Source organism: Desulfuromonas carbonis (assembly GCF_054658035.1).
Window position 1 is genome coordinate 331,192 of record NZ_BAAHXR010000001.1, and the last position, 22,808, is coordinate 353,999.

General features: G+C 62.6%; 18 protein-coding genes. 8 read left to right on the forward strand and 10 right to left on the reverse strand.

Going from position 1 to position 22,808, the window contains the following annotated elements:
• Nucleotides 1-88: 88 nt before the first annotated feature.
• The 4 genes from ACYQ8E_RS01525 to ACYQ8E_RS01540 all read left to right on the forward strand — a co-directional run bounded on the left by ACYQ8E_RS01525 (nt 89) and on the right by ACYQ8E_RS01540 (nt 5,415).
• On the forward strand, nt 89-1,072 hold the full coding sequence (locus tag ACYQ8E_RS01525) for a TRAP transporter substrate-binding protein (protein WP_066725804.1): 984 nt from the start codon (nt 89-91) through the stop codon (nt 1,070-1,072).
• 128 nt (nt 1,073-1,200) lie between these two features.
• A complete protein-coding gene (locus ACYQ8E_RS01530; protein ID WP_066725801.1) occupies nt 1,201-1,686 on the forward strand; it encodes a universal stress protein in 486 nt (161 codons plus the stop codon).
• A 188-nt stretch (nt 1,687-1,874) separates the two neighbouring features.
• Entirely contained in the window at nt 1,875-2,870 is a 996-nt protein-coding gene (locus ACYQ8E_RS01535; RefSeq protein WP_066725798.1) for a TAXI family TRAP transporter solute-binding subunit, read from the forward strand.
• A 103-nt stretch (nt 2,871-2,973) separates the two neighbouring features.
• Nucleotides 2,974-5,415, forward strand: a complete 2,442-nt coding sequence (locus tag ACYQ8E_RS01540; protein ID WP_066725795.1) for a TRAP transporter fused permease subunit — start codon at nt 2,974-2,976, stop codon at nt 5,413-5,415.
• A gap of 92 nt (nt 5,416-5,507) precedes the next feature.
• Here ACYQ8E_RS01540 and ACYQ8E_RS01545 read toward each other — a convergent pair whose 3' ends face one another.
• Nucleotides 5,508-5,684, reverse strand: coding sequence for a hypothetical protein (locus ACYQ8E_RS01545; RefSeq protein WP_157471799.1), 177 nt, complete (start codon nt 5,682-5,684; stop codon nt 5,508-5,510).
• A gap of 161 nt (nt 5,685-5,845) precedes the next feature.
• On the opposite strand from ACYQ8E_RS01545, the gene ACYQ8E_RS01550 reads away from it, so the two are divergent.
• Entirely contained in the window at nt 5,846-7,438 is a 1,593-nt protein-coding gene (locus ACYQ8E_RS01550; RefSeq protein WP_082820212.1) for a phosphotransferase, read from the forward strand.
• Between the two features lie 121 nt (nt 7,439-7,559).
• Here ACYQ8E_RS01550 and ACYQ8E_RS01555 read toward each other — a convergent pair whose 3' ends face one another.
• From ACYQ8E_RS01555 to pdhA, 5 genes are all read right to left on the reverse strand, one after another.
• Nucleotides 7,560-8,699, reverse strand: coding sequence for a PAS domain-containing sensor histidine kinase (locus tag ACYQ8E_RS01555; RefSeq protein WP_066725792.1), 1,140 nt, complete (start codon nt 8,697-8,699; stop codon nt 7,560-7,562).
• A gap of 124 nt (nt 8,700-8,823) precedes the next feature.
• Nucleotides 8,824-11,223 (reverse strand): Lon protease family protein, encoded by a 2,400-nt coding sequence (locus ACYQ8E_RS01560; RefSeq protein WP_066725789.1) that lies wholly within the window; start codon nt 11,221-11,223, stop codon nt 8,824-8,826.
• A 1-nt stretch (nt 11,224) separates the two neighbouring features.
• Entirely contained in the window at nt 11,225-12,550 is a 1,326-nt protein-coding gene (locus ACYQ8E_RS01565; protein WP_066725786.1) for a dihydrolipoamide acetyltransferase family protein, read from the reverse strand.
• A gap of 97 nt (nt 12,551-12,647) precedes the next feature.
• Entirely contained in the window at nt 12,648-13,619 is a 972-nt protein-coding gene (locus ACYQ8E_RS01570; RefSeq protein ID WP_066725783.1) for an alpha-ketoacid dehydrogenase subunit beta, read from the reverse strand.
• Nucleotides 13,620-13,689: 70 nt separating this feature from the next.
• Complete coding sequence (gene pdhA, locus ACYQ8E_RS01575) at nt 13,690-14,673, reverse strand: pyruvate dehydrogenase (acetyl-transferring) E1 component subunit alpha (RefSeq protein ID WP_066725780.1); 984 nt, start codon at nt 14,671-14,673, stop codon at nt 13,690-13,692.
• Between the two features lie 192 nt (nt 14,674-14,865).
• Between pdhA and ACYQ8E_RS01580 the strand changes: the two genes are divergently transcribed.
• A complete protein-coding gene (locus ACYQ8E_RS01580; protein WP_066725777.1) occupies nt 14,866-15,345 on the forward strand; it encodes a heme-binding domain-containing protein in 480 nt (159 codons plus the stop codon).
• A 245-nt stretch (nt 15,346-15,590) separates the two neighbouring features.
• On the opposite strand, the gene ACYQ8E_RS01585 is transcribed toward ACYQ8E_RS01580, so the two are convergent.
• The 3 genes from ACYQ8E_RS01585 to ACYQ8E_RS01595 form a co-directional block, all read right to left on the reverse strand.
• Nucleotides 15,591-18,494, reverse strand: a complete 2,904-nt coding sequence (locus ACYQ8E_RS01585; RefSeq protein WP_066725775.1) for an AAA family ATPase — start codon at nt 18,492-18,494, stop codon at nt 15,591-15,593.
• The gene (locus ACYQ8E_RS01590) at nt 18,494-19,633 is read right to left on the reverse strand and encodes an exonuclease SbcCD subunit D (protein ID WP_066725773.1); all 1,140 of its coding nucleotides are present in this window, start codon (nt 19,631-19,633) and stop codon (nt 18,494-18,496) included. Before ACYQ8E_RS01590 ends, ACYQ8E_RS01585 begins: the two co-directional genes overlap by 1 nt.
• 120 nt (nt 19,634-19,753) lie before the next feature.
• Nucleotides 19,754-20,797 carry an aldo/keto reductase gene (locus ACYQ8E_RS01595; RefSeq protein WP_066725771.1) on the reverse strand — a complete coding sequence of 348 codons (1,044 nt, stop codon included), beginning with the start codon at nt 20,795-20,797 and terminating at the stop codon, nt 19,754-19,756.
• Nucleotides 20,798-21,020: 223 nt separating this feature from the next.
• Between ACYQ8E_RS01595 and ACYQ8E_RS01600 the strand changes: the two genes are divergently transcribed.
• Nucleotides 21,021-21,518, forward strand: a complete 498-nt coding sequence (locus tag ACYQ8E_RS01600) for a universal stress protein (RefSeq protein ID WP_066725768.1) — start codon at nt 21,021-21,023, stop codon at nt 21,516-21,518.
• A gap of 376 nt (nt 21,519-21,894) precedes the next feature.
• Nucleotides 21,895-22,374, forward strand: coding sequence for a hypothetical protein (locus ACYQ8E_RS01605; protein WP_066725765.1), 480 nt, complete (start codon nt 21,895-21,897; stop codon nt 22,372-22,374).
• A gap of 176 nt (nt 22,375-22,550) precedes the next feature.
• Here ACYQ8E_RS01605 and ACYQ8E_RS01610 read toward each other — a convergent pair whose 3' ends face one another.
• Nucleotides 22,551-22,790 carry a hypothetical protein gene (locus tag ACYQ8E_RS01610; protein ID WP_066725762.1) on the reverse strand — a complete coding sequence of 80 codons (240 nt, stop codon included), beginning with the start codon at nt 22,788-22,790 and terminating at the stop codon, nt 22,551-22,553.
• Nucleotides 22,791-22,808 lie beyond the last annotated feature (18 nt).

A 22,808-nucleotide genomic window follows, 5' to 3' on the forward strand; every position in this document is an offset into this window, starting at 1 on the left:
AATCGCACCAAGAACGGGCTACTGGCCCCAGATTCGCCATTGGTACGCGATCTGGCCAGCCCCCCCAACCCTTAGGAGGAAAAAGTCTATGCGTAAGTTTGGAATCCTTGCCGGCCTGCTGGTTCTCCTGCTGGCCGCCGCCCCGGCCTTCGCCGGCCCCATCACCATCAAGTTCAGTCACGTAGTCGCTGTCGACACCCCCAAAGGGCAGGCGGCCGAGTACTTCAAGAAGTTGGTCGAGGAGCGCTCCAACGGCGAGATCAAGGTCGAAGTCTATCCCAACTCGTCGCTCTTCGACGACAAGGATATCATGACCCCGCTGATGACCAACGCCGTGCAGATGGCGGCGCCGAGCTTCTCCAAGTTCACCTCCTTCGCCCCCAACCTGCAGCTGGTCGACCTGCCCTTCCTCTTCAACGACGCCGACCATCTGCACAAGGTTCTTGCCGGCGAAGTCGGCCAGAAAATTCTGGATACCGTCGGCAAAAAAGGGCTGGTCGGCCTCTCCTTCTGGGACAGCGGTTTCAAACAGCTCTCCGCCAACAAACCGCTCCTCATGCCAGCCGACGCGGCCGGGCTGAAATTCCGTATCATGTCCTCCAAGGTCCTCGAAGCCCAGTTCAAGGCGGTCAACGCCAACCCCCAGGTCCTCCCCTTCTCCGAGGTCTACAGCGCCCTGCAGCAGGGGGTCGTCGATGCCTGCGAAAATCCGCTGTCCAACTTCTACACCAAGAAGTTCTACGAGGTGCAGTCCGATCTCACCATGTCGAACCATGGCTACCTCGGCTACCTGGTGGTGACCAACAAGATCTTCTGGAGCAAACTCAACGACCAGCAGAAGACTCTGATCACCCAGGCGATGAAGGAAGCGACCCAGTACGGCAACGACCTCGCCCTGAAGATGGACCTCGATTATCTGGCCAAAGTCAAGGAATCGGGCAAGACCACCGTTCACGAGCTCACCCCGGCCCAGCGCAAAGCGTGGCAGGAGGCGATGATGGCCATCTACCCCGAGTTCTACGACGTCATCGGCAAAGACCTGATCGACGCCGCCCTCGCGGCCGGCAAATAAGGCTAGCGAGCAGTTGACAAAGGGGAGGCCTTTGCGCCTCCCCTTTCTTTTAGCGGCAGGGGATGCCCTCCCGCCCGTCCGGTGCTAAACTTCAGCCAAAGCCGCTCTTCCGCAGAAGGAGCCATGCCATGCTGCCCAACTATACGGACATCCTCGTTGCCACTGACCTGAGCCCGAACTCTCTCCAGGCCTTCAAGCACGCCGTGATGATGGCGCGGCGCAACAAGGCAAGCATTCACCTCCTCCACGTCGTCCCCGAAATCGACGCCTCGATGCGCGCCTACATTTCGGCGATGATGGTCAAGGGGAGCCTCGACCGCTTCGATGCCGAACACGAAACCGAAGCGCGCGCGGAGATCGCCCGCCGCCTGAAGCAGTTTGCTGCCGACGAACTCGCCGATCATCCCGAAGATCTGGAGCGGGTGACCTCGGTCGATGTCTGCCACGGCGACCCGGTCACCAATATCCTGCTGACGGCCGACCGTCTCAATGTCGACGTCATCGTCATGGGGACCCACGGCAAGGGGGCCATGGAGTACACCTTTCTCGGCAGCGTTGCGGAAAAGGTTCTCCGGAAAACCCGGCGTCCGGTCTTCATAATTCCGATCCCCTGATCGCCCGATCGCACTTCGCTCCTCCCCTCCCCGGACGCTTCCCTTTCCAGGGGTGTCGTCCGACCGGATGGGCGCAACCGCCCCGGGGTTGGCCTGCTTGCCTGGCGGATTTTTTCTGATATAAATAGAACGTCGTTCTTTCTATAGTCCGCCAACCATCCCAAGGAAGAAGAAAAGGAGAAGTGAAGATGAAAAGTATGCGGTTTATAACACTTTCTGGCTGTCTTATGCTGGCCCTCGCCCTGGTTCTGGCCCCAACTCCAGGCCAGGCGGCCAAGACCCGCCTGGCATTCTCCGGCGGTCCGGAAGGGGGAACCTTTCAGTATTTTTCCAACGGCATCGCTTCACGCCTCTCCAAGGACATGCCGACAGTTGAAGTCTCGAACATGGCCTCGGCCGGATCGGTGGAAAATCTGCGCCGCGTCGATTCCGGAGAAGCCGACTTTGGCATCTCCTATTCGGGGGACCTCTACCTGGCCCGCAACGGCAAGCTCCCCCAGGACGCGAAGAAGTACGTGAACGTCCAGGCCATCTCCTATCTTTACGGCGCTCCGGCCCACCTCATTGTCCTCGACGGAAGCGGCATCAACGCGGTGGCTGACCTGGCAGGGAAAAAGGTCGGCGTCGGTGGCGCCGGTTCCGGAGCCGCCGCCAGCGCCCAGCGCTATTTCAGCGCCCTCGGGCTCTGGGACAAGATGCAGCCCCAGTTCATCGGCTACAACGATGCCGTCTCCGCCATGGGCGACAAACTGCTCGACGCGGTCTGGGTCTTTGCCGGCTTCCCCAACTCCTCGGTCATCCAGGCCGCGGCAAGCAACAAAATCAAGATTCTCGACACCTATGAGGCTGGCGTCAAAGGTGGCTTCTTCGACGAATACCCCTTCTATGCCGAGATTACCATTCCGGCCGGCACCTACAGCGGCGTCGACTATCCGGTAAAAACTTTCCAGGACAGCGCCCTCTGGGTCTCCGGCAAGCATGTCGGTACCGCCCTGGTCCGTGATTCCCTTGCGGATATCTACTCACCGGAAGGGCTTGCCTACATGGTAAAAGTCAAGAGTACCGCCAAGGAAATGAGCGTTGCGGGGGGACTCAAAGGGATCGTCACCCCGATCCACGAAGGGGCCGAGAAGTTCTGGACCGAACAGGGCTTGACAGTCAGCGCCGCCCAGAAAGCGCGGTAAGCAGAGTCCGGCCTTGAATGACTGTAGAAGCGGGGTCCAGCCGGACCCCGCTTCTACATATCCCGCCAGCCCGCCTATCCAGCCAGGAGCGCCGAAATACGTGATGAGCGAAGACCTCAGCGAAGAAATCAAGGACCTCTCCGCCGCAGAGAAGGCCAAGCTCAAGAAGCTGATGGAAAAGGAGGCCCGGTCCTTTCGGGTTCCGACCGGCTTCTGGAAGTGGCTGGTCGCAATTCTCGGCGCCGTCATGGTTCTCTTCTATTTCTACTCGGCCGGCCTTCGGGCCGTCGCCACCCAGTACCACCGCGGGGTTTACGTCTTTGTCACCTACGTGCTGGTCTTCCTGCTCTACCCGGCCGGCAAAGTGCGCATCCGCCTCCTGCTCGGACTCGCCCTCGGCGCCATAATCTCCGGCAGCATCGCCGCCCTCCTCTTTTTTCCCGACGTGGCGACCTTTCACGCCACGCTGATGGGCTTCGGCGAGCGCTGGAGCAGCCAGGGGGTGGTGGCCGCGTTCAGCGACGGCGGGGCGGTGATCGGCCTGGGGCTGGCCACCCTCGCCATCACGGCAGCGCTGTTGCCGGTCGACACCCTGATGACCCGGCGCTGGCCGCAGTTGCCGGCACTTTCTGACATCCTCTTCGCCGTGGCCTCGGCCCTCGTGGTCTACTACTGGATTCACGAATTCGAAGCGCTTAATTACCGGGCCGGGGCCGAGAACGAAATGGATGCTCTGGTCAGCGTCGTCGGCATCTTCCTCTCCCTGGAGGTCGCCCGCCGCGTTCTCGGCTGGTCAATGACCATCATCGGTCTCGCCTTTTTGAGCTACGGCTACTTCGGTCCGCACTTCCCCGAGATCATCGCCCACCGCGGCTTCGGCATCGAACGCCTCTGCACCTCCCTCTACCTGACGACCAACGGCGTCTTCGGGGTGATGGCAAGCGTCCTCGCCACCTATGTCATCCTTTTCATCTTTTTCGGCGCCTTCCTGCAGAAATCGGGCGCCGGCAAATTTTTTATCGACCTGCCGCTGGCGGTCGCCGGCCGCACCACCGGCGGACCGGCCAAGGTCGCGGTCATTGCCTCGGCCATGTTCGGCTCGGTATCGGGGAGCGCCATCGCCAACACGGTCTCCACCGGTGCCTTCACCATTCCCCTGATGAAGCGGGCCGGTTTCCGCCCCCATGTCGCCGGGGCGATCGAGCCGGCAGCCTCCATCGGCGGCATGTTCCTCCCCCCGGTCATGGGCGCCGGCGGCTTTTTGATGGCGGAACTGACCGAGACTCCTTATAGCTACATCATGATGATCTCGGTCTTCCCGGCCCTGCTCTACTTCTTCTCGGTCTTCTGCATGATCCATTTCGAGGCGAAGAAACTGAAAATCCAGGGGCTTGTCGGCGAAGAGTTCCCCCACTGGAAGGAAGTTCTGAAAAAAGACTGGTATTTTTCCCTGCCCCTGATCATTATCACCGTCCTCATGATTCTGGGACGCTCCCCGGGGTTTTCCGCCTTCTGGGCGACCATCTCCTGCATCGTGATCAGCTGGTTCCAGGCCGAGACCCGCATGGGTATCGCCAAAATCTGGGATGCCATCCAGACTGGGGCCCGCAACACCCTGGTGATTGGCGCCACCCTCGGCGTCATCGGCATCATCGTCGGCACCATCTCCCTCACCGGGGTCGGGCTGAAATTCTCCGATATCATCATCTCCCTTGCTCACGGCAACCTGCTTGCCGCCCTCGGCCTGGTCGGCCTTGCCTCCCTGGTTCTCGGCATGGGGGTACCGGTCACCGCGGCCTACCTGATCACGGCGGTCCTTGCCGTACCACCGCTGGGAGACATGGGGGTGCCGATTATCTGCGCCCACATGATCGTCTACTGGTTCAGCCAGGATTCCAACATCACCCCCCCGGTCTGCGTCGCGGCCTATGCCGGTGCCGCCATCGCCGGCTCCGACCCTTGGAAGACCGGCTGGACCAGCTTCAAGTACGCCAAGCTCCTCTATGTCGTCCCTATCCTCATGGCCTTCACCCCGAGCATCCTGTTCCAGGCGAAGACGGTCAATATCACCATGCCCGCCATCGACGACGAGATTCCCTTCGCCACGGTCATGAAAATCCATGTCAAGCCCGGCGACCATTTCGTTGCCGGCGACAAGATCGTCACCGTTCTGAGTGGCGACCAGCCCATCGAAGTCCACGCCAAACGGGAAGGGGACGTCAAGCACATCGCCATTCCCAATGGTGGCATGGTCAATTCCGGCGAGGTGATTGTCGCCGGCGAGCAAATGGCCACCCCTCACCTGATTATCTCGTCCTTTGTCTCGGCGATCCTCGGCACCATCGCCTTCTCGGCCCTGACCATGTTCTACTGGATCCGCAAGACCACGCTCCCGGAGTGGCTCATCCTCGCCGTCGCCACCATCCTCCTCTATACACCGGGCCTGGTCACCGACCTGAGCGGCATCGCCCTGGTCGCCATCGTCTGGTTCCTGCAACGCACCAAGAACAAGCGCGATGCCTTGCTGCCGGCCGCTGCGGCCTGATCTGCTGGTCGGCGGAAACACAAATGGAAAAGGCAGCCTCGAAAGGCTGCCTTTTCCATTCCCGGGATGGAGATTCCGATGCAAGCGGCGTCTCAGCCGCCCAGACCGAAGTGATGACTTGCTATATAGGCAATGGCCGGCCAGGCGACCAGTATCGCCGTAACCAGCGCCACGAACCCGGCCGCAACCAGCAACATGATCACCCAGGCCCCGGATGCCAAATCGAAAAACTTTCCACCTGTCCGCCCCTGCTGATAGCTCTGCGCCATGACTGCCTCCTTATCCCTCATGAGTTCAAAAGCCCCGTTGTGATCAGTATAGCACAAAATTATTCATTTTTAATCTCCAGCAAATAGCCTGGATTCGGCCAGGCAGCCGTTGACAATCTGCGTTAGAATAGGTGCAATCTCTTCGCCCCCGGAGCGCTCAGATGCTGCTGGAAATGCATTGTCACAGCCTTGAACATTCTCCCTGCAGTCATGTCAGTGCCACCGAGTTGGTCAGGCGCTGTTTTGCCAAGGGCCTGCAGGGGATGGTTCTCACTGACCACCACTACCTCTGGCCGGAGGCCGAACTGCGGGACTTGCGCCGGGCCGCCCGGGTTCCGGACCATTTTCTGATCTTCTCCGCCCAGGAGACACGGACCGCAGATTTCGGCGATGTCCTGGTCTACGGCGCCGAGTCGACCCTCCCCCGTGACCTCCCTCTCGCCGGGTTACGTCAGGCAGCAGCGCAGGCGGCCCTGGTCTGGGCCCATCCCTATCGCAAGGGAGAGCAGCCGACCGATGAAAATCTGTGCCATGCCGCCTGGAACGGTATTGAGATCTTCAACTCCAACCACTCGGTGCGCGGCAACAGCCGCGGCCTGCGCGACTGGCACCGCCTGCGCTTTACCGCCATCGCCGGTACCGACACCCATGGCGGCAGCTATGCCGGTCTCTACCCAACCCTCTTCGACCATCCGGTAACGACCATTACCGAGCTGACCCGGGAACTGCGAGCCGGCCGCTGTCGCCCCTTCTACAAGGAAATCCCCCGGGCCGGCAGCAAAAACCGGGTGACCGAAGTCACCTTCGGCGCCAAAGGAGAGGATGAAATCCGGGAACGGATCATCATCCGCAATCTCGACACCCCCTTCAAGTGGCAATCGGCGGAACGGGCCCATCGCATCATGGAGGCGCTCGCGAGCCACGGATTTTCCGGCGGAACCTATCGGGTCCCGGCAGCCATCGATGCCGACCGGGAGGATCACACCCTGATCCAGGAAGGGTTACGGGGAAAGCTTCTCTTCGATCGCCTCAAGGCCGCTCCCGCCGAAGACGGACGCCATTATCTGCAGATGGCGGCAAAGTGGCTGGCACGCCTGCACAACTGCCGCCTGGTGCTGACGCCGCCGGGGGAATTCCTGCAGCGCGAGGCGCAGCGGCTCGCCCGCTATCTCGACCGCTTTCAAAGCATCGGCCATCCCTTCAGCACCCGCGCCAAAGGACTCCACGACCTGCTTCTCCACCGGGAGGAAGGACTGCTCCGCGGCAGCGAAGATGACCTGGTCCAGGGGCACGGCGACTACCACCCGAAAAACATCATTATCGGCCAGGACCTCCAGGAGGACCGCAATACCCTGTTTGTCGCCGCGGTCGACTTCGAAAGTTCCCTCTGCCTCCCTCCGGCCTTTGATGTCGGCTGTTTCCTCGCCCAGTTTCGCAACCAGTTCTTTACCCGGCCGGAGCTGCTTGAGCGCTACCCCGACGAAATTTTCCTGACCACCTACCGACAAGAACGGACCAGCCTGCCCCGGGATTTCGACACCCAGGTTGAGCTCTTTCGGGCCCGCACCAACCTCGGCATCGCGGCCTACCTGATCAAGCTCGGCCTTGGCGGCAGTGAAGATATTTACCGGGTCCTGGTCGAAGCCGAGCAGATTCTCACCCACGCCAGCGCGGCGGGATTCACCAGAGCCAATAAACCTCAGCCAGCGGAGAATAAAAATGGGGAGTTGTCTCAAAGGAAAAGCGGAGAGTGAGGCGAGGCCGGGGAGTTACCGCTGCGAGAAATGCGGCGGGGTCACGGCGGACAAAAAGCACGCCTGCAAACCGAAGAAGATCAAGGAGAAGACCGCGGGAAAGGAGAAGGGACAGAAGTAGTCAGCGCCCGCGCCACTGACGCGGGAACCTGGCAAAAAAACGGGTCCCCTCCTTCACGCTGGAGGAAAAACCGACCCGGCCACCGAGGTAGTCCTCGCTGAGCAGGCGCATGCTGTAGGTTCCGAGACCGCGTCCGGCATCCCGGGTCGAAAAGGAACGCTGGAAAATCTGCAGACGCACCGGATCGGGAATGACCCCGGGATTGTGAACCCAGAATTCGATCTCGCCGTCGACGTCAGCACAGCCGGCGCTGACCACCCCGCCACGGGGGGTGGCCTCCAGCGCATTTTTCACCATATTGCCAAGGACCCGGCCGAGGAGGGTTGGGTCGCTGACCAGCAACCCGACCGCGCCATTCTTTGCATGCATCAGGTCCCGGCCCTGGCTGACCTCGTGGAAACGATAGATATTCAGCACCTGGCCGAGCAGGCTGTCGGCGGCGACCGGACTCGGCTGGGGCTCAAGGTCCTGGCTCTCGGCCGCCGCCAGGGTGCGCTGGGCGAGAATTTCATCGATGATCCGCTCGGCCGCGCCGCGAATATGATCCACAACGCGGGCGGGGTTTTCTTCCTCCGGTTCGAGGAGAACCTCGGCAAAGCCGCGGATCCCCCCGGCGAGGTTGAGAATATCGTGGAAAAAGATCCGTTCCAGCGCCTGGCGGCGCTTCTCGTGGCTGATGTCGACAATGGAAAAAATGGTGAAGGTTTCTCCCCCGTATTCGATCGGGGTGGTCGAGACCCGCAGGTCGAGGGCCTCGCATTTCCCTTCGCGGTGGCGGGTGACCCGACACTCCTGGCGGGCGGAGTTGCCGTCGAGGCTGGCGAGGATCGTCGCCAGCATCCCGCAGGCCTGGCAATGTTGGCCGCTGCCACAGCCGTCCGGCGTGACCTGGGCATGCAGGCAGCGCAGGGCCTCGCCGGGGCGCAGACCGCGCAGAGCGGCCATGTCGCTGCCACCGGTCAGTTCAAACAGGGTCCGGTTGGCATAGACGATCTGCCGTTGGCGATTGAGAATCAGCAGGAGGGTCGGAACGGCGTCGAGCAGGTGGCGGGTGATAAAGCCATCGGCGAAGTACTCGGCCTGACGTTGCAGTTCAACATCGTCGAGCCGCTCCTCGCTGACAGATAAAACGCCCGGCATGACAGGACCCTCCCCGAAATGAATCCGGCGCGAAGATGCGCCGGATTCATTTGACCACAATCTGTGGAAGAAAGGCAAGAGGGGGGCGGGCCAATCTTTCCCATTCTGCAGCAGCGATCTACATTCAGCCCTCTTTGCCACTGGAAAAGCGGGCGACAGCATCCGCCAGTTGCCGCAAGCGGCTATCCACCCGGGCGTTGATCGTCCCCTCGGGCCAGGAACCATCTTCCTGCCGCCGCCCGGCCGGCACTCCGGTGAGAATTTCGATCCCCTCGTCAATTGTCCCCACCGCCCAGAGGTGGAAGCGGCCGGCGGCCACTGCCTCCCGCACCTCGGTCTTGAGGAGGAGGTTGCGGACGTTCTGAATCGGAATCATCACCCCCTGGTCGCCGGTCAGGCCACGCACCTTGCAGAGAGAAAAAAATCCTTCGATCTTTTCGTTGACACCGCCGATCGGCTGAACCTGGCCGCGCTGGTTGACCGAACCGGTGACGGCGATTCCCTGGTTCAGCGGCGCCCCGGAAAGGGACGACAGGAGGGCGTAGAGTTCGGCCGAGGAGGCGCTGTCCCCTTCGATCCCGCCGTAGGACTGCTCGAAACAGATGGAAGCCGCCAACGCCAACGGTTTGTCCTGGGCAAAGCGGTCGCCGAGAAAGCCGGTAAGAATCAGGACCCCCTTGTCGTGAATGGGGCCGGAGAGTTTGGCCTCCCGCTCGATATTGACCACTCCGCCCTTGCCGAGATAGGTCCGCACCGTCACCCGGGACGGCTTGCCAAAGGAGTAATCGCCGAGCAGGTAGACGGAGAGGCCGTTAACCTGGCCGACCACGGCGCCGTCGGTATCGACCAGCAGCGTCCCTTCTTCGAGGAGCTCCTGGATGCGTTCCTCGGCCTTGTTGGAACGATAGATCCGGGCTTCGACCGCGAGGTCGACATGCTCGGCGCCGACCCGATCGAGCGCCTTGCGCCGGGCATAGAAGGCCGCCTCCCGCAACAGGTCGGCGATATCTAGAAAACGCGAGGAGAGCTTCCCCTTGTCCTCGATCAGGCGCGCCGAGTATTCGACGACCCGCGCCACGCCGCCGCGGTCGAAAGGGAGAATCTTCTCCTCTTCGCACTTGGAAGCGATGAAGCGGGCGTATTGCTGAACGTTCTCCCAGGTATTCTTCATCATCCGGTCGAAATCGGCCTTGACCTTGAAATACTTGCGGAAATCCTGGTCGTACTGGTAGAGGAGATAGTAGAGGAGTGGCGTCCCGATCAGGATGATCTTGCAGTCGAGGGGGATCGGCTCGGGCTTGAGGGAGACCGTCGCCAGCAGCCGGAACTGCTCAGCCATATCCTCGATCTTGATCTCGTGGTTGCGGATGCAGCGTTTGAGGGCCTCGTAGGAGAAGGGGTTGAGCAGGACCTCGCGGCAATCGAGGATCAGGTAGCCGCCGATGGCCCGGTGCAGGGCGCCGGGTTTGATCATGGTGAAGTTGGTGGTAGCGTTCCCCATCTGGATGGTGTGCTCAATGCGACCGAAGAGGTTGAAGTAGGTCGGGTTCGCCTCGTAGATCACCGGAGCGCCGTCCAGTTCGCTGTTATCGACAAAGAGGTTGACCAGGTAGCGTTCGAAGGAGGGTTCCTGGTTCCCCTGTAATCCGGGAATGGAAATTTGCGGCCCCTGGCTGGGCCGGAATTCGTCGATGCGCTCGACCAGGTCCTTTTTGCAGGCGGCGAAATGGTCGAGGACCGGAGCAAAACCGGAAAATTCCTCCTCGAGCTCATCAAAGAGATGGCCGATGGCGAAGAGCATGACCTTCTTCTCCATGGTGGCGATCGCTTCGCGCATCTCCTTTTCGCCGTCCCGCACCTTGCGCAGCACCTCGTTGAGCCTCTCCTGCAGCGCCTCCCCCTTCTGGTCCAGCCGCTTGCGCTCTGCTTCCGCCAGCGCCTCGAATTCCTGTTGCGACAGGGGTTCGCCATTCTGCGTCGGCACCAGGACCAGGCCGCTGACGCTGCGCTGCAGCAGGAATCCTTCGCTGTTGGCGTGCTGCTCGAGGCGCTGAAAGAGCTGCCGATGCTTCTCCTGGTATTCGCCGGTAATACGCCCTTTCTGCTCTTCGTATTCCTTGCTCTCGAAGACCTTGGGGATCTCTTCGGCGAGTCGCGCGACCAGCTGTTCCACTTTTTTCTGCAGTTCGCGACCACGCCCGGCCGGCAGCTGCAGGGCCCGCGGCCGGCTGGCATCGGCAAAGGAGAGGACGTAGCACCAGTCGCTCGGCACCGGCTCGTCGCCGGCCCGCCCCCGCACCAGCTTGCGAATGGTCGAGGAGCGCCCGGTACCAGGATCGCCAAGGACAAAGATGTTGAAATTGTCGTCCTTGAAGGAGAGTCCGAACTCGATCGCCGTTACCGCCCGGTCCTGGCCGATCGTCCCTTCCAGGCATTTGAGCTCGGCGGTGGTCTCGAACTCGAACTGCGCGGGATCGCAGCGCCAGGTCAGCTCCTCGACGGGAATACGGCAGGCTTCTTTCATTTCAGGCCTCTTCCTCCGCGCTGCCGCAGGCAATCAGGACCACCGGCGCTTCGAGGTAGCTCTTCAGGGTGGCAAGGAACTCCGCGGCGTCGGCGCCATCCAGGGCCCGGTGGTCGGCGGAAAGCGTCAGGCGCAGGATCGGCGCGATCGTCGATTCGCCATGTTCATCGACCACCAGCTCACCGCGGGCGGTACCGACCGCCAGGGCCGCCACCTGCGGCGGGGTGATGATGGCGCTGAAGGATTCGACCCCGAGCATTCCCATGTTCGAAATGGTGAAAGTCCCGTCCTGCATCTCTTCCGGGGTGAGCTTTCCCAGGTGCGCCTTCTCGGCCAACGACTGGCTTTTCCGGCTGATGTCGCGCAGGGAGAAAGCGGCGCAGTCCTTCAGCACCGGGTTGTAAAGGCCGCGGTCGGTGGCGACCGCCATGGCGATATTGATCCGGGCCTGCTCCACCGCTTCGCCGTCAAGGTGATGACTGTTGACCCAGGAATGCTCCTGCAGGGAACGGATGGTGGCAGCAACGATGAAATCGTTGATGCTGACCTTGAGATCCTTGCGGAAACGAATGACGTCGGTCATGTCGACGGCGACGGTGACGTAGAAATGGGGGATCGTCTCCCAGGCCTCGACCATCTTGCGGGCGACGATGCGGCGGATCTTGACCGATTTGCCCGAGGTCGGCGCGGCCGCAGAGGAGGCAGTTGCCGGCCCCTTCACTGCGCCGGCTTCCGCCTGTTCGATATCGGCCACCAGGATTCGCCCCCCCGGCCCGCTCCCGCGGACCCTGGCGAGATCGACATTCTTCTCCCGGGCGAGACGCCGTGCTGCCGGCGAGGCGGGCGGCGTTTGACCGCCGGGCCGCGCCCCTGTCATCGCCTCCTCTTTTCGGGACGCCGGCGCTACTCCCTGCGCCGCCGGTTGCGGCTCTTCTTCGGCAGCCTCCGGCTTGACGGGCGTTTTGGCCGCCGCCGGCGCCCGCGCTGTCCCCTTTTTCTCTTCCTTTTCCTCCTTTTCTGTCTCCTGCTTTTCTTCCTTATCTTTCTTCTCCTGCTTTTCCTCCTTATCCTTCTTCTCCTGCTTCGCCGCCGCGACATCGAGAATGGCGATCAGGGTACCCACCGGTACCGTCTCCCCCTCGGCCACCTTGATGGCGGCAACGGTGCCATCCTCGAAGGCCTCCATCTCCATCGCCGCCTTGTCGGTCTCGACCTCGGCGATGATATCGCCGCGGGCGATTCTATCCCCTTCGGCCACGTGCCATTTAAGGATCGTCCCCTCTTCCATGGTGTCGCTCAACTTCGGCATGGTGATTTCGGTTGCCATTAACTTGCCCTCTCCTTGTGGTCGCAATGAACCGGCGGACCGGCCGCCGGCGCCAACGGTTATTTGAAAACTGGCGTGATTCCTTCGCTTAAGGGGCTCAGAAGAGCTCCATGACCCGCGCCGCCACTCGGGCGGCATCGGGGATGGCTGATTTTTCGAGGTGTTTGTTGTAGGGCATCGGCACATCGGCCCCGCCGACCCGCAGCACCGGGGCATCGAGATCGTCGAACCCCTGCTCCATGATGCGGGCGACGATCTCCCCGCCCCAACCGAAGGAGAGCCAGGATTCCTCGACGGTGACCGCGCGCCGGGTCTTGCGCAGCGAAGCGAGCACCGTGGTCATGTCGAGGGGATTGAGGCCGCGCAGATCGACGACCTCGGCATCGATCCCCTCCTTGGCCAGTTGTTCGGCCGCCTCGAGGCAGACATAGACCATGCGCGACAGGGTCACCAGGGTGACGTCGCGGCCGGAGCGCTTGATATCGGCCCGGCCGAGGGGGACCAGATGTTCTCCTTCCGGCACCTCGCCCTTGACGCCGTAGAGCCCCTCGTGTTCGAGAAAGAGGACCGGGTCGTCGCTGCGGATGGCGCTCTTCAGCAGCCCCTTGGCATCGGCAGGAACCGAGGGGACCACCACCCGCAACCCGGGGCAGTGGGCAAAGAGCGCTTCCAGGGAATGGCTGTGCTGGGCGCCGAGCTGGTGACCGGCGCCTCCGGGGGCGCGGATGGTCAGGGGAACCCGCACCTGGCCGCCGAACATGTAGCTCGCCACCGCCACGTGGTTGAAGATCTGGTCCATGGCGACGATGGCGAAGTTGACGGTCATCAGCTCGGCAATCGGCCGCAGCCCGGCCATCGCCGCCCCGCAGGCGAGGCCGACAATGCCGGCCTCGGCGATCGGAGTGTCAAGGACCCGTTTTTCGCCGAACTTGGCGAGCAGCCCCTTGGTCACCTTGAAGGACCCTTCATAAAGGCCGACATCCTCGCCGAGGATAAAGATCGAGCTGTCCCGTTCCATCTCTTCCCGCAGGGCCTGGTTCAGGGCCTCGCGACAGGTGATTTCAGCCATGGCAAACTCCAGGCAAGTCAGGCTTGCCGGTTACAGGTCTTCAGGTACTCTGTCATCCGCAGGTTGCGACCTATTCGACATAGAGATCGGTCCACAACTCCTCCGGATCGGGATCGGGGCTCTCCTCGGCGAAGCGGATCGCCGCCTTGATCAGCTCCTGCTCCTCCCCGTCGACCGCCGCAAGCTCCTGCTTCGTGAAGTGTCCGGCCTGGACCAGGAAAGCGGCAAAGTTGGGAATCGGGTCCCGTTCCTGCCAGATCTTCTTCTCCTGCTCGCTGCGGTAGGTCCCCGGGTCGGAGATCGAATGGCCGCGGAAGCGGTAGGTGATCGCCTCGATATAGGTCGGCCCCTCGCCGGAGCGGGCCTTGTGCACCGCCTGGCGCACCGCCTCGTAGACTGCCAGCACGTCCATGCCGTCGACCTTGAGCCCGGGAGTCTCGTAGGCGCAGCTCTTCTTGTAGAGCTGGTCGAGGGAACTCGCCCGGACCACGCTGGTACCGATGCCGTAGCCGTTGTTTTCGCAGACGAAGACCACCGGCACCCGGTAGAGGGCGGCCATGTTCATCGCCTCGTGAAAAACCCCCTGGTTGGTGGCGCCGTCGCCGAAGAGGCAGACCACCACCTCGTCCGATTCCCGGTAGAGGATGGCGTAACCGACCCCGACCGCCAGCGGCAGGTGACCGCCGACGATGCCGTACCCCCCCATGAAGCGCAGGTCGGCGTCGAACATGTGCATCGACCCCCCCTTTCCCCTGCTCACCCCGGTCGCCTTGCCGAAGAGCTCGGCCATCACGTACTTGGGCTCGGCCCCCTTGGCCATGATCAGGCCATGTTCCCGGTAGGCGCTGACCATGTAATCCTCGCGGTGCATGGCATGGGCGACGCCGACGCCGACCGCTTCCTGGCCGCTGTAAAGATGGAGAAAACCGCCCATCTTCCCCTGGCTGTAAAGTTTCGGACAGGACTCCTCGAACTCGCGAATGCGCACCATGTCGCGATAGATGGCCAGCAGGTCACGGGGTTCAAGCAGCTCCCGCGGAGATTTCTCTTTCATCGGCAACTCCTTCCGGAACGCTCACTGCGTCTTCGGTTAAAGCTTAGCAACCCCGCCGGGCTTGGCAAGGAACTCTCTGCCGGCCTTCCGGCAATGAGTTCCCGGATTTATTAGCATTTATTTATTGGCAATCGCAGCCGGCTTCGGTAAACTCAGGCGGAAAAGGGTTATTTCCAGGAAGGATGGGAGTCTATGTCGTCTTTTTTTTCCTACCAGAACCGGTTGTGGGCACTCTTCATTCTGTCGATTCTCTTTCCTGCCATCCAGTTCATTCCCTACGGCCATGACCACGAGAATCCGCCCATCGTCAGGGAGCCGGCCTGGGACAGCGAGCAGACCCGCAACCTCGCCAAGCTCGCCTGCTACGACTGCCACAGTAACGAAACGGTCTGGCCCTGGTACGCCAATGTCGCCCCGGCCTCCTGGCTGGTCGCCGTGGACGTTTATGGCGGCCGCAAACACCTCAACTTCTCCGACTGGCGCCAGGGACAGCGCGAAGGGGAAAACATAAAAGAATTGCGCGAGGTGATCAGTGAGGGGGAGATGCCGCCCCTGCAGTACCTGCTGCTCCACACCGAAGCCCGCTTGACGGCGGAACAGAAGCAGCAGCTGATCGACGGCCTGATGGCCACGGTCGGCAACAGCGGCCGGCGCTCAAATCAGCAGGAGTGAACGAAATCCTCTCCCGCAAAACCACAAACAGCCGAAGGCGCATTGCCTTCGGCTGTTTCCGTTTCGGCGCCCCAGGGCGGCTTGGAGACTGTCGGACTATCCATGCGCCGGCTGCAAATCCGGCTGTTCGGCCCATATTTTGGCTCCTTTTTGGCCCATAGCTCTGGCTATGAGCCCGCAAACGAGCCAAAATCTGGTCTCCAACATCCGAATTTTCGCTTCGTCCCGCATAGTCCGACAGGCTCCTAGGGGGTTACCACCGCAACGGAACTGCCGGCACGGCTCGCCAGAACATCGATGCGCAAGGGGAGCTGCTCCTTCAGCTCGGCGACATGGGAGATGATGCCGACCATGCGTCCGGTCGCCTGCAGGTCGACCAGGGTGCGGATCGCCAGCTCCAGTGACTCGGCGTCGAGACTGCCGAACCCCTCGTCGATGAAGAGGGTATCGAGGCGGATGCCACCGGCGTAGGCCTGCACGACGTCGGAGAGTCCCAGCGCCAGGGCGAGCGCCGCCATGAAGCTCTCGCCGCCTGAGAGGGTCGCCACCGGGCGCTGCTTGCCGGTGTAGGCGTCCTCCACCTCCAATTCGAGCCCGGAAGCCTTGTTCCCCTTGGCGCGCTCCTCCTTGCGCAACAGCTGGTAACGCCCTTTGCTCATCAGGGTGAGGCGCCGGCTCGCCTCGACCAGCACATCGTCAAGCAGCACGCTGAGGACAAAACGCTGCAGGCTGATTTTGTTGCCGGTCTGGCCGTTGGCGACATCGCTCAGGGTGCCGACCACGGCGTACTGCCGGTCGAGTTCTTCCCGGTCGGCGGCGGCCTTGGCGAGCTTGTTTTTCGTCGTTTTCAGTTGGAGCAACCGGTTATCGAGAGTGCGCCAGCGCTCGCCGGTATCATCCCGTTCGGCCCTGGCCGAGCTGCTCGCGGTTTCGAGCCGTTCCAGATCGGGTCGGGCAATTCCTTCCAGCTGTAATGTCAGCTGTTCCTGGGCACCGGCGAGACGCTGGCAGCTGCTGTCATAAACGGAGACCTGCTGCTTCAGCTGTTGCAGCACTGCCTCGTCGAGAAGAGCGGCACGGTATTCAGCTTCATCGGCGAAAGGGCTCGCCGCGAGAGCACTGGCGCACAGATTCTGTGTCTCGGTGAGGGCGGCCCGGGCTCTTTCCTGCTGCTCCTCGGCCGCCTCAAGCGCAACTTTCGCAGCAGTCAGGTGGTTTTGCGCCTGCTGGCAGGTCTCCTCCAGGCCCCGGATCTCTCCCTCGATCTGGCCGATGGTGCGGGTGGTTTCCGCAACCGCGGCGGCAAGCGCCCCCTCTTCGCGGTAGGCCTCGGGAAGCTCCTGCCCGGCGGTCTCGACCTGGGCCCGGGCGGCGGCAGATGCGGCCCGCCTCGTTTCCCGCTCCGCACGAAGCTGTTCCGCAGCGAGTCGCTGAACCTGTTCGCGGTCCGGCAGGTCAAAAGCGGATACCTTTGCCTCCCGCTGAACCGCAGCGATCTCCTCCTTCAGCCCGGCGAGCGTGGTGCCGGGCTTGACAGTAGTCCCCAGGTTTTCCGCCTGGCGCTGCAGATCCCGAAGCGATTCCTGTTCCCTGGCGGTCTGGAGCTTTGCGGTATCGAGGCGATCGAAGGCCTCCTGCACGGTGCGCCGCGCCGTTTCGAGCTGCTGCTGATCGGGAAGTTCGCGGTCGGTGCGGGCCGGGGACGGGTGCTCAAGGCTGCCGCAGACGGGACAGGGAGTGCCGGCCTGCAGTTCCCTGGCGAGGATCGCTGCCTGCCCCTGGTGCCACTCCAGTTCAAGGACCCTGGTGCGCTGGTTGCACTCCTCGTAGGCGCGGCGCAAGGCCGCTTCTTTCTCCCGGGCGGCCTGAAGACGCTGCTGGTATTCTTCGACCTGGCGAGCCTGCTGCTCCTGCTGGTGGAGGGTCAGGAAGCTATCGGCGAGGAGCTTGAACCGCACCAGCAGGTCGGCAGCCGCGGCGTCGCGGCTGGCTCCTTCAGCGGCCGCGCGGGCCGTCGCCAGCTTCCCGACGCGCTCGCCGTATCCCTGCAGCCTAGTCAGCGTTTCAGCGGCCTGTTTGAGTTCGGCCTGCAACCGGGGGGAAATCTCTTTCTTCCGGGTCGCTTGCTCCAGCGCGGTTTTTCCGGTGCGGAACGTCCCCTCGGCTTCTGCGGCCTTCCGCCGGGCCAGCTCCAGCTCGCGCTCACAGCGGGAGCGATCGCTGAAGAGAGGTTGCAGCTTGCGGGCCTGCTCGGCTCGGTCGATTCTGGAGCGTTCGGCATCGATCCGCGGGCGGTCCGCTTCCAACTCTTTCAGGTCGCGGGCGGCCTTCTCCAGTTGATGGAACTGCTGTTCGGTATTCCTCGCCTGCAACAGTCTCTTTTCCGCCTCGGAAAAAGCCCGCTCCTTGGTCTCCTTTTCGACCTTCGCCAACACGCAGACGGGCTCCAGCTCGGCCAGCTCCGCCTCCAGCGCCTCCGGGCTCGCCAGGCTCGCCCCCTCCAGCATCCCCTGCTGCAGCTGCAGCTGGCGCTCGCGCTCGCGGCGGATCTCGGCGGCGCGGGCCTTGAGGCTCTCCTCCAGGCGGCGATAGATGCGGGTCTGAAAGAGCTGGCCGAAGATCTTCTCGCGCGCCCCCGAATCGGCCATCAACAACTGGCGGAACTGCCCCTGCGGCAGCACCATCACCTGGCGGAACTGGTCGACGGAGAGCCCGGTCAGTTCTTCGATCTCCCGGGTCGCCTCGCTCACCTTGCTGGCGACGATCAGCTTAACCCCGCCCCCTTCCAGCAGTTCCTTCAGTTCTGCCTCCGGCGCCTGGGTGGTGAAGCCTTCACCGCGCGCCTTGGGGCGCTGCTGCTCCGGGCTGCGGCGGACGCTGAAGCGCCGCCCGGCCAGTTCGAATTCGAACACGACCTCGGTCAGGGTGTCGCTCGCCGCCAGGTCGCAGCGCATTTGCGCCCCTTCACGCTCGTCGCCGGTGGTCCGGCCATAGAGCGCGAAGCAGAACGCATCGAGGATGGTGGTCTTGCCCGAGCCGGTGGGGCCATTGATGAGGAAGAGCGGGTTCTCCCCCAGGCGGGTGAAGTCGATCTGCACCGCGCCGGGGAAGGGGCCGAATGCGGTCATGGTCAGGCGCAGCGGCCGCATCACTCCACCTCCCGGTGCAGGGCTTCAATGGTCGCGCTGACGATCGCCCGCTGGGCATCGCTCAGCGGCTCGCCGGCAACCTGGTCGAAGAAATCCTCGAACATCGCCAGTTCTCCCTGCTTGAGCCGCTCGCGCCCGACCTGCGCCGCCTCGCCCCGCCCCATCAGACCGGGGCGTTCCAGGTGCAGCACGTTGGGATAGACCTCGCGCAACTTGCTCATGACGTCGAGGATGGCGTGACTGTCGGTCAGGCGCACCAGCAGGTAATCGTCGCGCCCGGGGTCGCTCGCACCTGCGGCGAGCAGTTCGGCCAGGGAGCCTTCCAGGATGCGCATGTCACGGCGCGGGGTGAGAGGAATCTGCTCGATGGTCGCTTTGCCCGCGGCGTCAAGCTCGACCAGGGTAACCCCCTTGCGCTGGCGCTCTTCGGAGAAGGAGTACTTGAGCAGCGAACCGGAGTAGCGCACATGTGCGGCGCCGCGCTGCTGTGGACCATGGAGGTGGCCGAGAGCGGCGTAGGCGAAGGGGCGGAAATGTTCCGGCGCGACCTGGTCAGCGCCGCCGAGGGCGAGGGGGCGTTCCGACTCGCTGACCACGCCACCGGCGAGAAAGCAGTGGCCGATCACCACGCAGGGGCGCCCGCTTCCGTTGTGCCGGCGCACCTTCTCAAGGAGGAATGCCATGGCCTGGTCGTGACTGGAGACCTCGACCTCGAAGACCTGGCGCACCGTGGCCGGCTCGGCATAGGGGAGCGGATAGAAGGCGATTTCAACCCCTACCCTGGCCAAAACGACCGGTTCCAGCTCGTGCCGCAGCGGCCCGGCCACATGCAGCCCGGCGGCGGCGAGCTGGCGCGAACCAAAAGCGAGGCGCTGCGGGCCATCGTGATTGCCGGCGATCAGGATCAGCGGCACCTTGAGCTCGTGGCAGATGGCATGGACGGCCCAGTCGAGGAGCTCCACCGCCGCCGCCGGCGGCACCGAGCGATCGTAGATGTCGCCGGCGACCAGCACCACGTCGACCTGGCGCGCGCGGATAATCTCCAGCACCTGTTCCAGGGCGTAACGCTGGTCGTCGAGGAGGGAGACGTTGTGGAACTGGCGGCCGAGGTGCCAGTCGGAAGTATGGAGGATGCGCATGGGGATCTCGATGGCATGGGGATAGGGGTCCCATGAAAATACCAGCCCGGCGCGGCCAGAGAAAGCACAAAGCGCCTGTCACGGTTGCAAAATTTCGGGGTACGTGCGGCAGCAACCAGCTCAACGCCTGGCTTGCGCCAGCTGCCGGGCGCGGACTTCACCCTGCCGCTCCAGCATCCAGCCCGGATATTCCAGGGGCAGGCGGCTGACTTCGTCAAGGGCCGCCAGCTCCTGGTCCGAAAACTCGATCGCCACCGCAGCCAGGTTATCCTCCAGCTGCTCCGGGCGTTTGGCGCCGATGATGACACTGGTCACCCGGGGCTGGTGCAGCAGCCAGGCGAGGGCGACGCGCGCCACCGAGCAGCCCCGTGTTTCGGCCAGCGGCCGCATGCTGTCGATCACCTGCCAGGCCCGCTCCAACTCGACCGGCGGGAAATCGAAGTTGACCCGCCGGCTCTCTTTTTCACCACTGCGGTTGCGGCCGTACTTGCCGCTGAGCAGGCCACCGGCCAGCGGGCTCCAGACCAGCAGACCGAGCCCTTCGCTCTGCAGCAGCGGGATGATCTCGCGCTCCAGGTCGCGGCCAGCGATGGTGTAGTAGGCCTGCAGGGAGGCCAGGCGGGAGAAGCCGAGGCGATCGGCGATCCCCAGACCCTTCATGATCTGCCAGGCCATCCAGTTGGAGACCCCGACATAGCGCACCAGCCCCTCCTCCACCAGGGTCTCCAGCGCGCGCAGCGTCTCTTCCAGAGGCGTCGCAGGATCGAAACCGTGAATCTGGTAGAGATCGACATAGTCGAGCTGCAGCCGCTCAAGGCTCGCCTTGATCCCGTCGAGGATATGGGCCCGGGAGGCGCCGCGGCCGTTGGGCCCGGCCCCGGTTTCGCCGAAGACCTTGGTGGCGATCACCACCTCCTCCCGTTTGACCTGAAGATTTTTCAGCGCCTGGCCGGTGATCTGTTCGGCGACGCCGCCGGCGTAGACATCGGCGGTGTCGATGAAGTTGATGCCCGCCTTAAGGGCCAGGGCGATCAGCCGTTCGGCCTCCTGCTGCTGCAAGGAGCCGATCTTCCCCCAGATCCCTGCCCCGCCGCCGAAGGTCATGGTGCCGAAGCAGAGTTCCGAGACGAACAGTCCGGTGTTGCCAAGTCGGTTGTAGCGCATGGGGCCTCCTTTTCCTGAGCGGTTTTATGGAATCTGCGTTAAATCTACCACCAAAGTGACCAGGCTGGTCAACCGCGGAAGAGACGAGGGGCGAGCCGGAATTTTGTCGAATACTGCTCTCCCGGCCTTTAATTCCCGCCGCGGTGGGGCATAATTAGATTGTTGCCTCCGATCTGTCTTCGCGTCCACTCGACGCCCCCGATACCATCAGCGGGAGAAACTCATGGAACTGAACATCAAGTCGATTCTGTTCGCGTCCGGACTTGGCCCCAGGACCGGCTACGTCCTCGACCACGCCCTGAGCCTGGCCCAGAAATACAAGGCCAAAGTCCATGTCATCCACGGCTTTGACATCATGAAATTCAGCGCCCAGAGTACCGGGGAGCTGTACATGTCTCAGAGTGAGCTGGAGGATTCAATCGAGAAATCGCTGCGGGAAGAGGAGAGTCATATCCGCGGGCAGTTGCAGAATGTCATCCATGAACGGCTGGTAAAGCTGAAAGCGAGTGAATCGTTGATCGCCAGTATCGACATCGAACGCAAGCCGGCCAAGCAGGCGATCCTCGATGCCGCCGCCCAGTACCGCGCTGACGTGATCGTGATGGGCGCGCATCGGCAACCGGGGTTGGGGGAAGCGCGTCTTGGCTCGACCACCACGAAGGTCCTGACCCGGGCGACGGTGCCGGTTTTCGTGGTCAAGGGCGAAGCCAAAAAAGCCTGAAAGGTAGAACTCCCTTGGTTCTCTCCCCCTTGGTGCCCGTTGGTCTCTGCTGACTTTTAAGATGAACGCCACCAGTTTGGCGCCTTATCCCCGGACTGACCGCCCAACCGGGATGTTCAAGATTCAACAGGGGTTCTGGAACCTATCGGGTCCCTTGCCACCCCTGTTTTCCGCCACATCTGAAAGAACCGCCGCATCTGAAGGCGGAACAGCTCCCACCAACCTGTGATTCTTTCTGTCCACTCCCATCCGGCCCTTGCGGAAAGCGCCTCCTCCCACGTCATGGCCATCCCGCCCACCCGGCACACCTCTTGCTCTTTCTCTGTAATAACAGCGCAACGCGGAATCGGCCTGAATCTTTACGGAAATCCGCAAAATGACCTCATCGGACGGACAGAAGGATTCTTTCCAGTTCAGCCCACGGGATCTGCCCATTGCGCGCAAGAATGCCCTTCCAACCGGAGGCACCATGAAAAGGATTTTGATTACAACGGTCGTCCTGCTGGCCCTGTTGTTACCCGGCATGGCAATGTCAATGGGATCGCGGGGCCCAAGCGTCGGTGTCGTGGTGACGGTGCCGATTCTGCCGCCCGTCGTGGAGTTTGATTCAGAACCCTACTATTACCAGGACGGCTACCATTATCACTACAACGACAGCCGCTGGTACTACGCCAAGTCCAGAAGGGGCCCCTGGGAATCCTTGCCGCGCGACCACTACCCCAAGGAAGTCAGGTACAAAAATAAAGGCGGGCAGCATGACCAGGGCCGGGACCAGGACAACCGAGGCCATAAAGACAAAGGGCATGACAACCGCAGGGACGATGATCGAGGTCATAACGACCGCGGCCGTGACTGAGACCTGGCCGGCAGCGAGCGGGGGATTCCAGGCTTGACCGCGGCACCTTAGCGCCGGACTGGGCCTTCCTCGACCATCACCTTGCCTCACTTCCAGAAAAAACCGCCTGCCGGGTTTACCCGACAGGCGGTTTTAACGTTGTGAGTCAGGCAACCTGGTGACGGCCGCCAGCCGGTTCACCCCGCGCCGCTGCTGCCGGGATGATGCCAGGGTTTTTCCAGCAGCGGCAGCAAAAAGCGCTCGAAGGTGACCTGCTGCTTGGCGGTCAGCAGGTCGATGTTGCCGTCGTGGTCGAGGAGGAAGGTGCCGACGCCGATGACAGTGCGGGTGAGATAACCGGTGCCGGCGACGATCGCGTCGATTTCGTCGGTGCGTTTTTTGAGCAGGTGGCTCAGTACATCGAGGTCGATTTCCATGGTGCGCTGCTCCTGAAG

Excerpts from the sequence above, each read along its gene's own strand:
- ACYQ8E_RS01525 (WP_066725804.1), top strand. The coding sequence starts at position 89 with ATGCGTAAGTTTGGAATCCTTGCCGGCCTGCTGGTTCTCCTGCTGGCC.
- ACYQ8E_RS01530 (WP_066725801.1), top strand. The coding sequence starts at position 1,201 with ATGCTGCCCAACTATACGGACATCCTCGTTGCCACTGACCTGAGCCCG.
- ACYQ8E_RS01535 (WP_066725798.1), top strand. The coding sequence starts at position 1,875 with ATGAAAAGTATGCGGTTTATAACACTTTCTGGCTGTCTTATGCTGGCC.
- ACYQ8E_RS01540 (WP_066725795.1), top strand. The coding sequence starts at position 2,974 with ATGAGCGAAGACCTCAGCGAAGAAATCAAGGACCTCTCCGCCGCAGAG.
- ACYQ8E_RS01545 (WP_157471799.1), bottom strand. The coding sequence starts at position 5,684 with ATGGCGCAGAGCTATCAGCAGGGGCGGACAGGTGGAAAGTTTTTCGAT.
- ACYQ8E_RS01550 (WP_082820212.1), top strand. The coding sequence starts at position 5,846 with ATGCTGCTGGAAATGCATTGTCACAGCCTTGAACATTCTCCCTGCAGT.
- ACYQ8E_RS01555 (WP_066725792.1), bottom strand. The coding sequence starts at position 8,699 with ATGCCGGGCGTTTTATCTGTCAGCGAGGAGCGGCTCGACGATGTTGAA.
- ACYQ8E_RS01560 (WP_066725789.1), bottom strand. The coding sequence starts at position 11,223 with ATGAAAGAAGCCTGCCGTATTCCCGTCGAGGAGCTGACCTGGCGCTGC.
- ACYQ8E_RS01565 (WP_066725786.1), bottom strand. The coding sequence starts at position 12,550 with ATGGCAACCGAAATCACCATGCCGAAGTTGAGCGACACCATGGAAGAG.
- ACYQ8E_RS01570 (WP_066725783.1), bottom strand. The coding sequence starts at position 13,619 with ATGGCTGAAATCACCTGTCGCGAGGCCCTGAACCAGGCCCTGCGGGAA.
- pdhA (WP_066725780.1), bottom strand. The coding sequence starts at position 14,673 with ATGAAAGAGAAATCTCCGCGGGAGCTGCTTGAACCCCGTGACCTGCTG.
- ACYQ8E_RS01580 (WP_066725777.1), top strand. The coding sequence starts at position 14,866 with ATGTCGTCTTTTTTTTCCTACCAGAACCGGTTGTGGGCACTCTTCATT.
- ACYQ8E_RS01585 (WP_066725775.1), bottom strand. The coding sequence starts at position 18,494 with ATGCGGCCGCTGCGCCTGACCATGACCGCATTCGGCCCCTTCCCCGGC.
- ACYQ8E_RS01590 (WP_066725773.1), bottom strand. The coding sequence starts at position 19,633 with ATGCGCATCCTCCATACTTCCGACTGGCACCTCGGCCGCCAGTTCCAC.
- ACYQ8E_RS01595 (WP_066725771.1), bottom strand. The coding sequence starts at position 20,797 with ATGCGCTACAACCGACTTGGCAACACCGGACTGTTCGTCTCGGAACTC.
- ACYQ8E_RS01600 (WP_066725768.1), top strand. The coding sequence starts at position 21,021 with ATGGAACTGAACATCAAGTCGATTCTGTTCGCGTCCGGACTTGGCCCC.
- ACYQ8E_RS01605 (WP_066725765.1), top strand. The coding sequence starts at position 21,895 with ATGACCTCATCGGACGGACAGAAGGATTCTTTCCAGTTCAGCCCACGG.
- ACYQ8E_RS01610 (WP_066725762.1), bottom strand. The coding sequence starts at position 22,790 with ATGGAAATCGACCTCGATGTACTGAGCCACCTGCTCAAAAAACGCACC.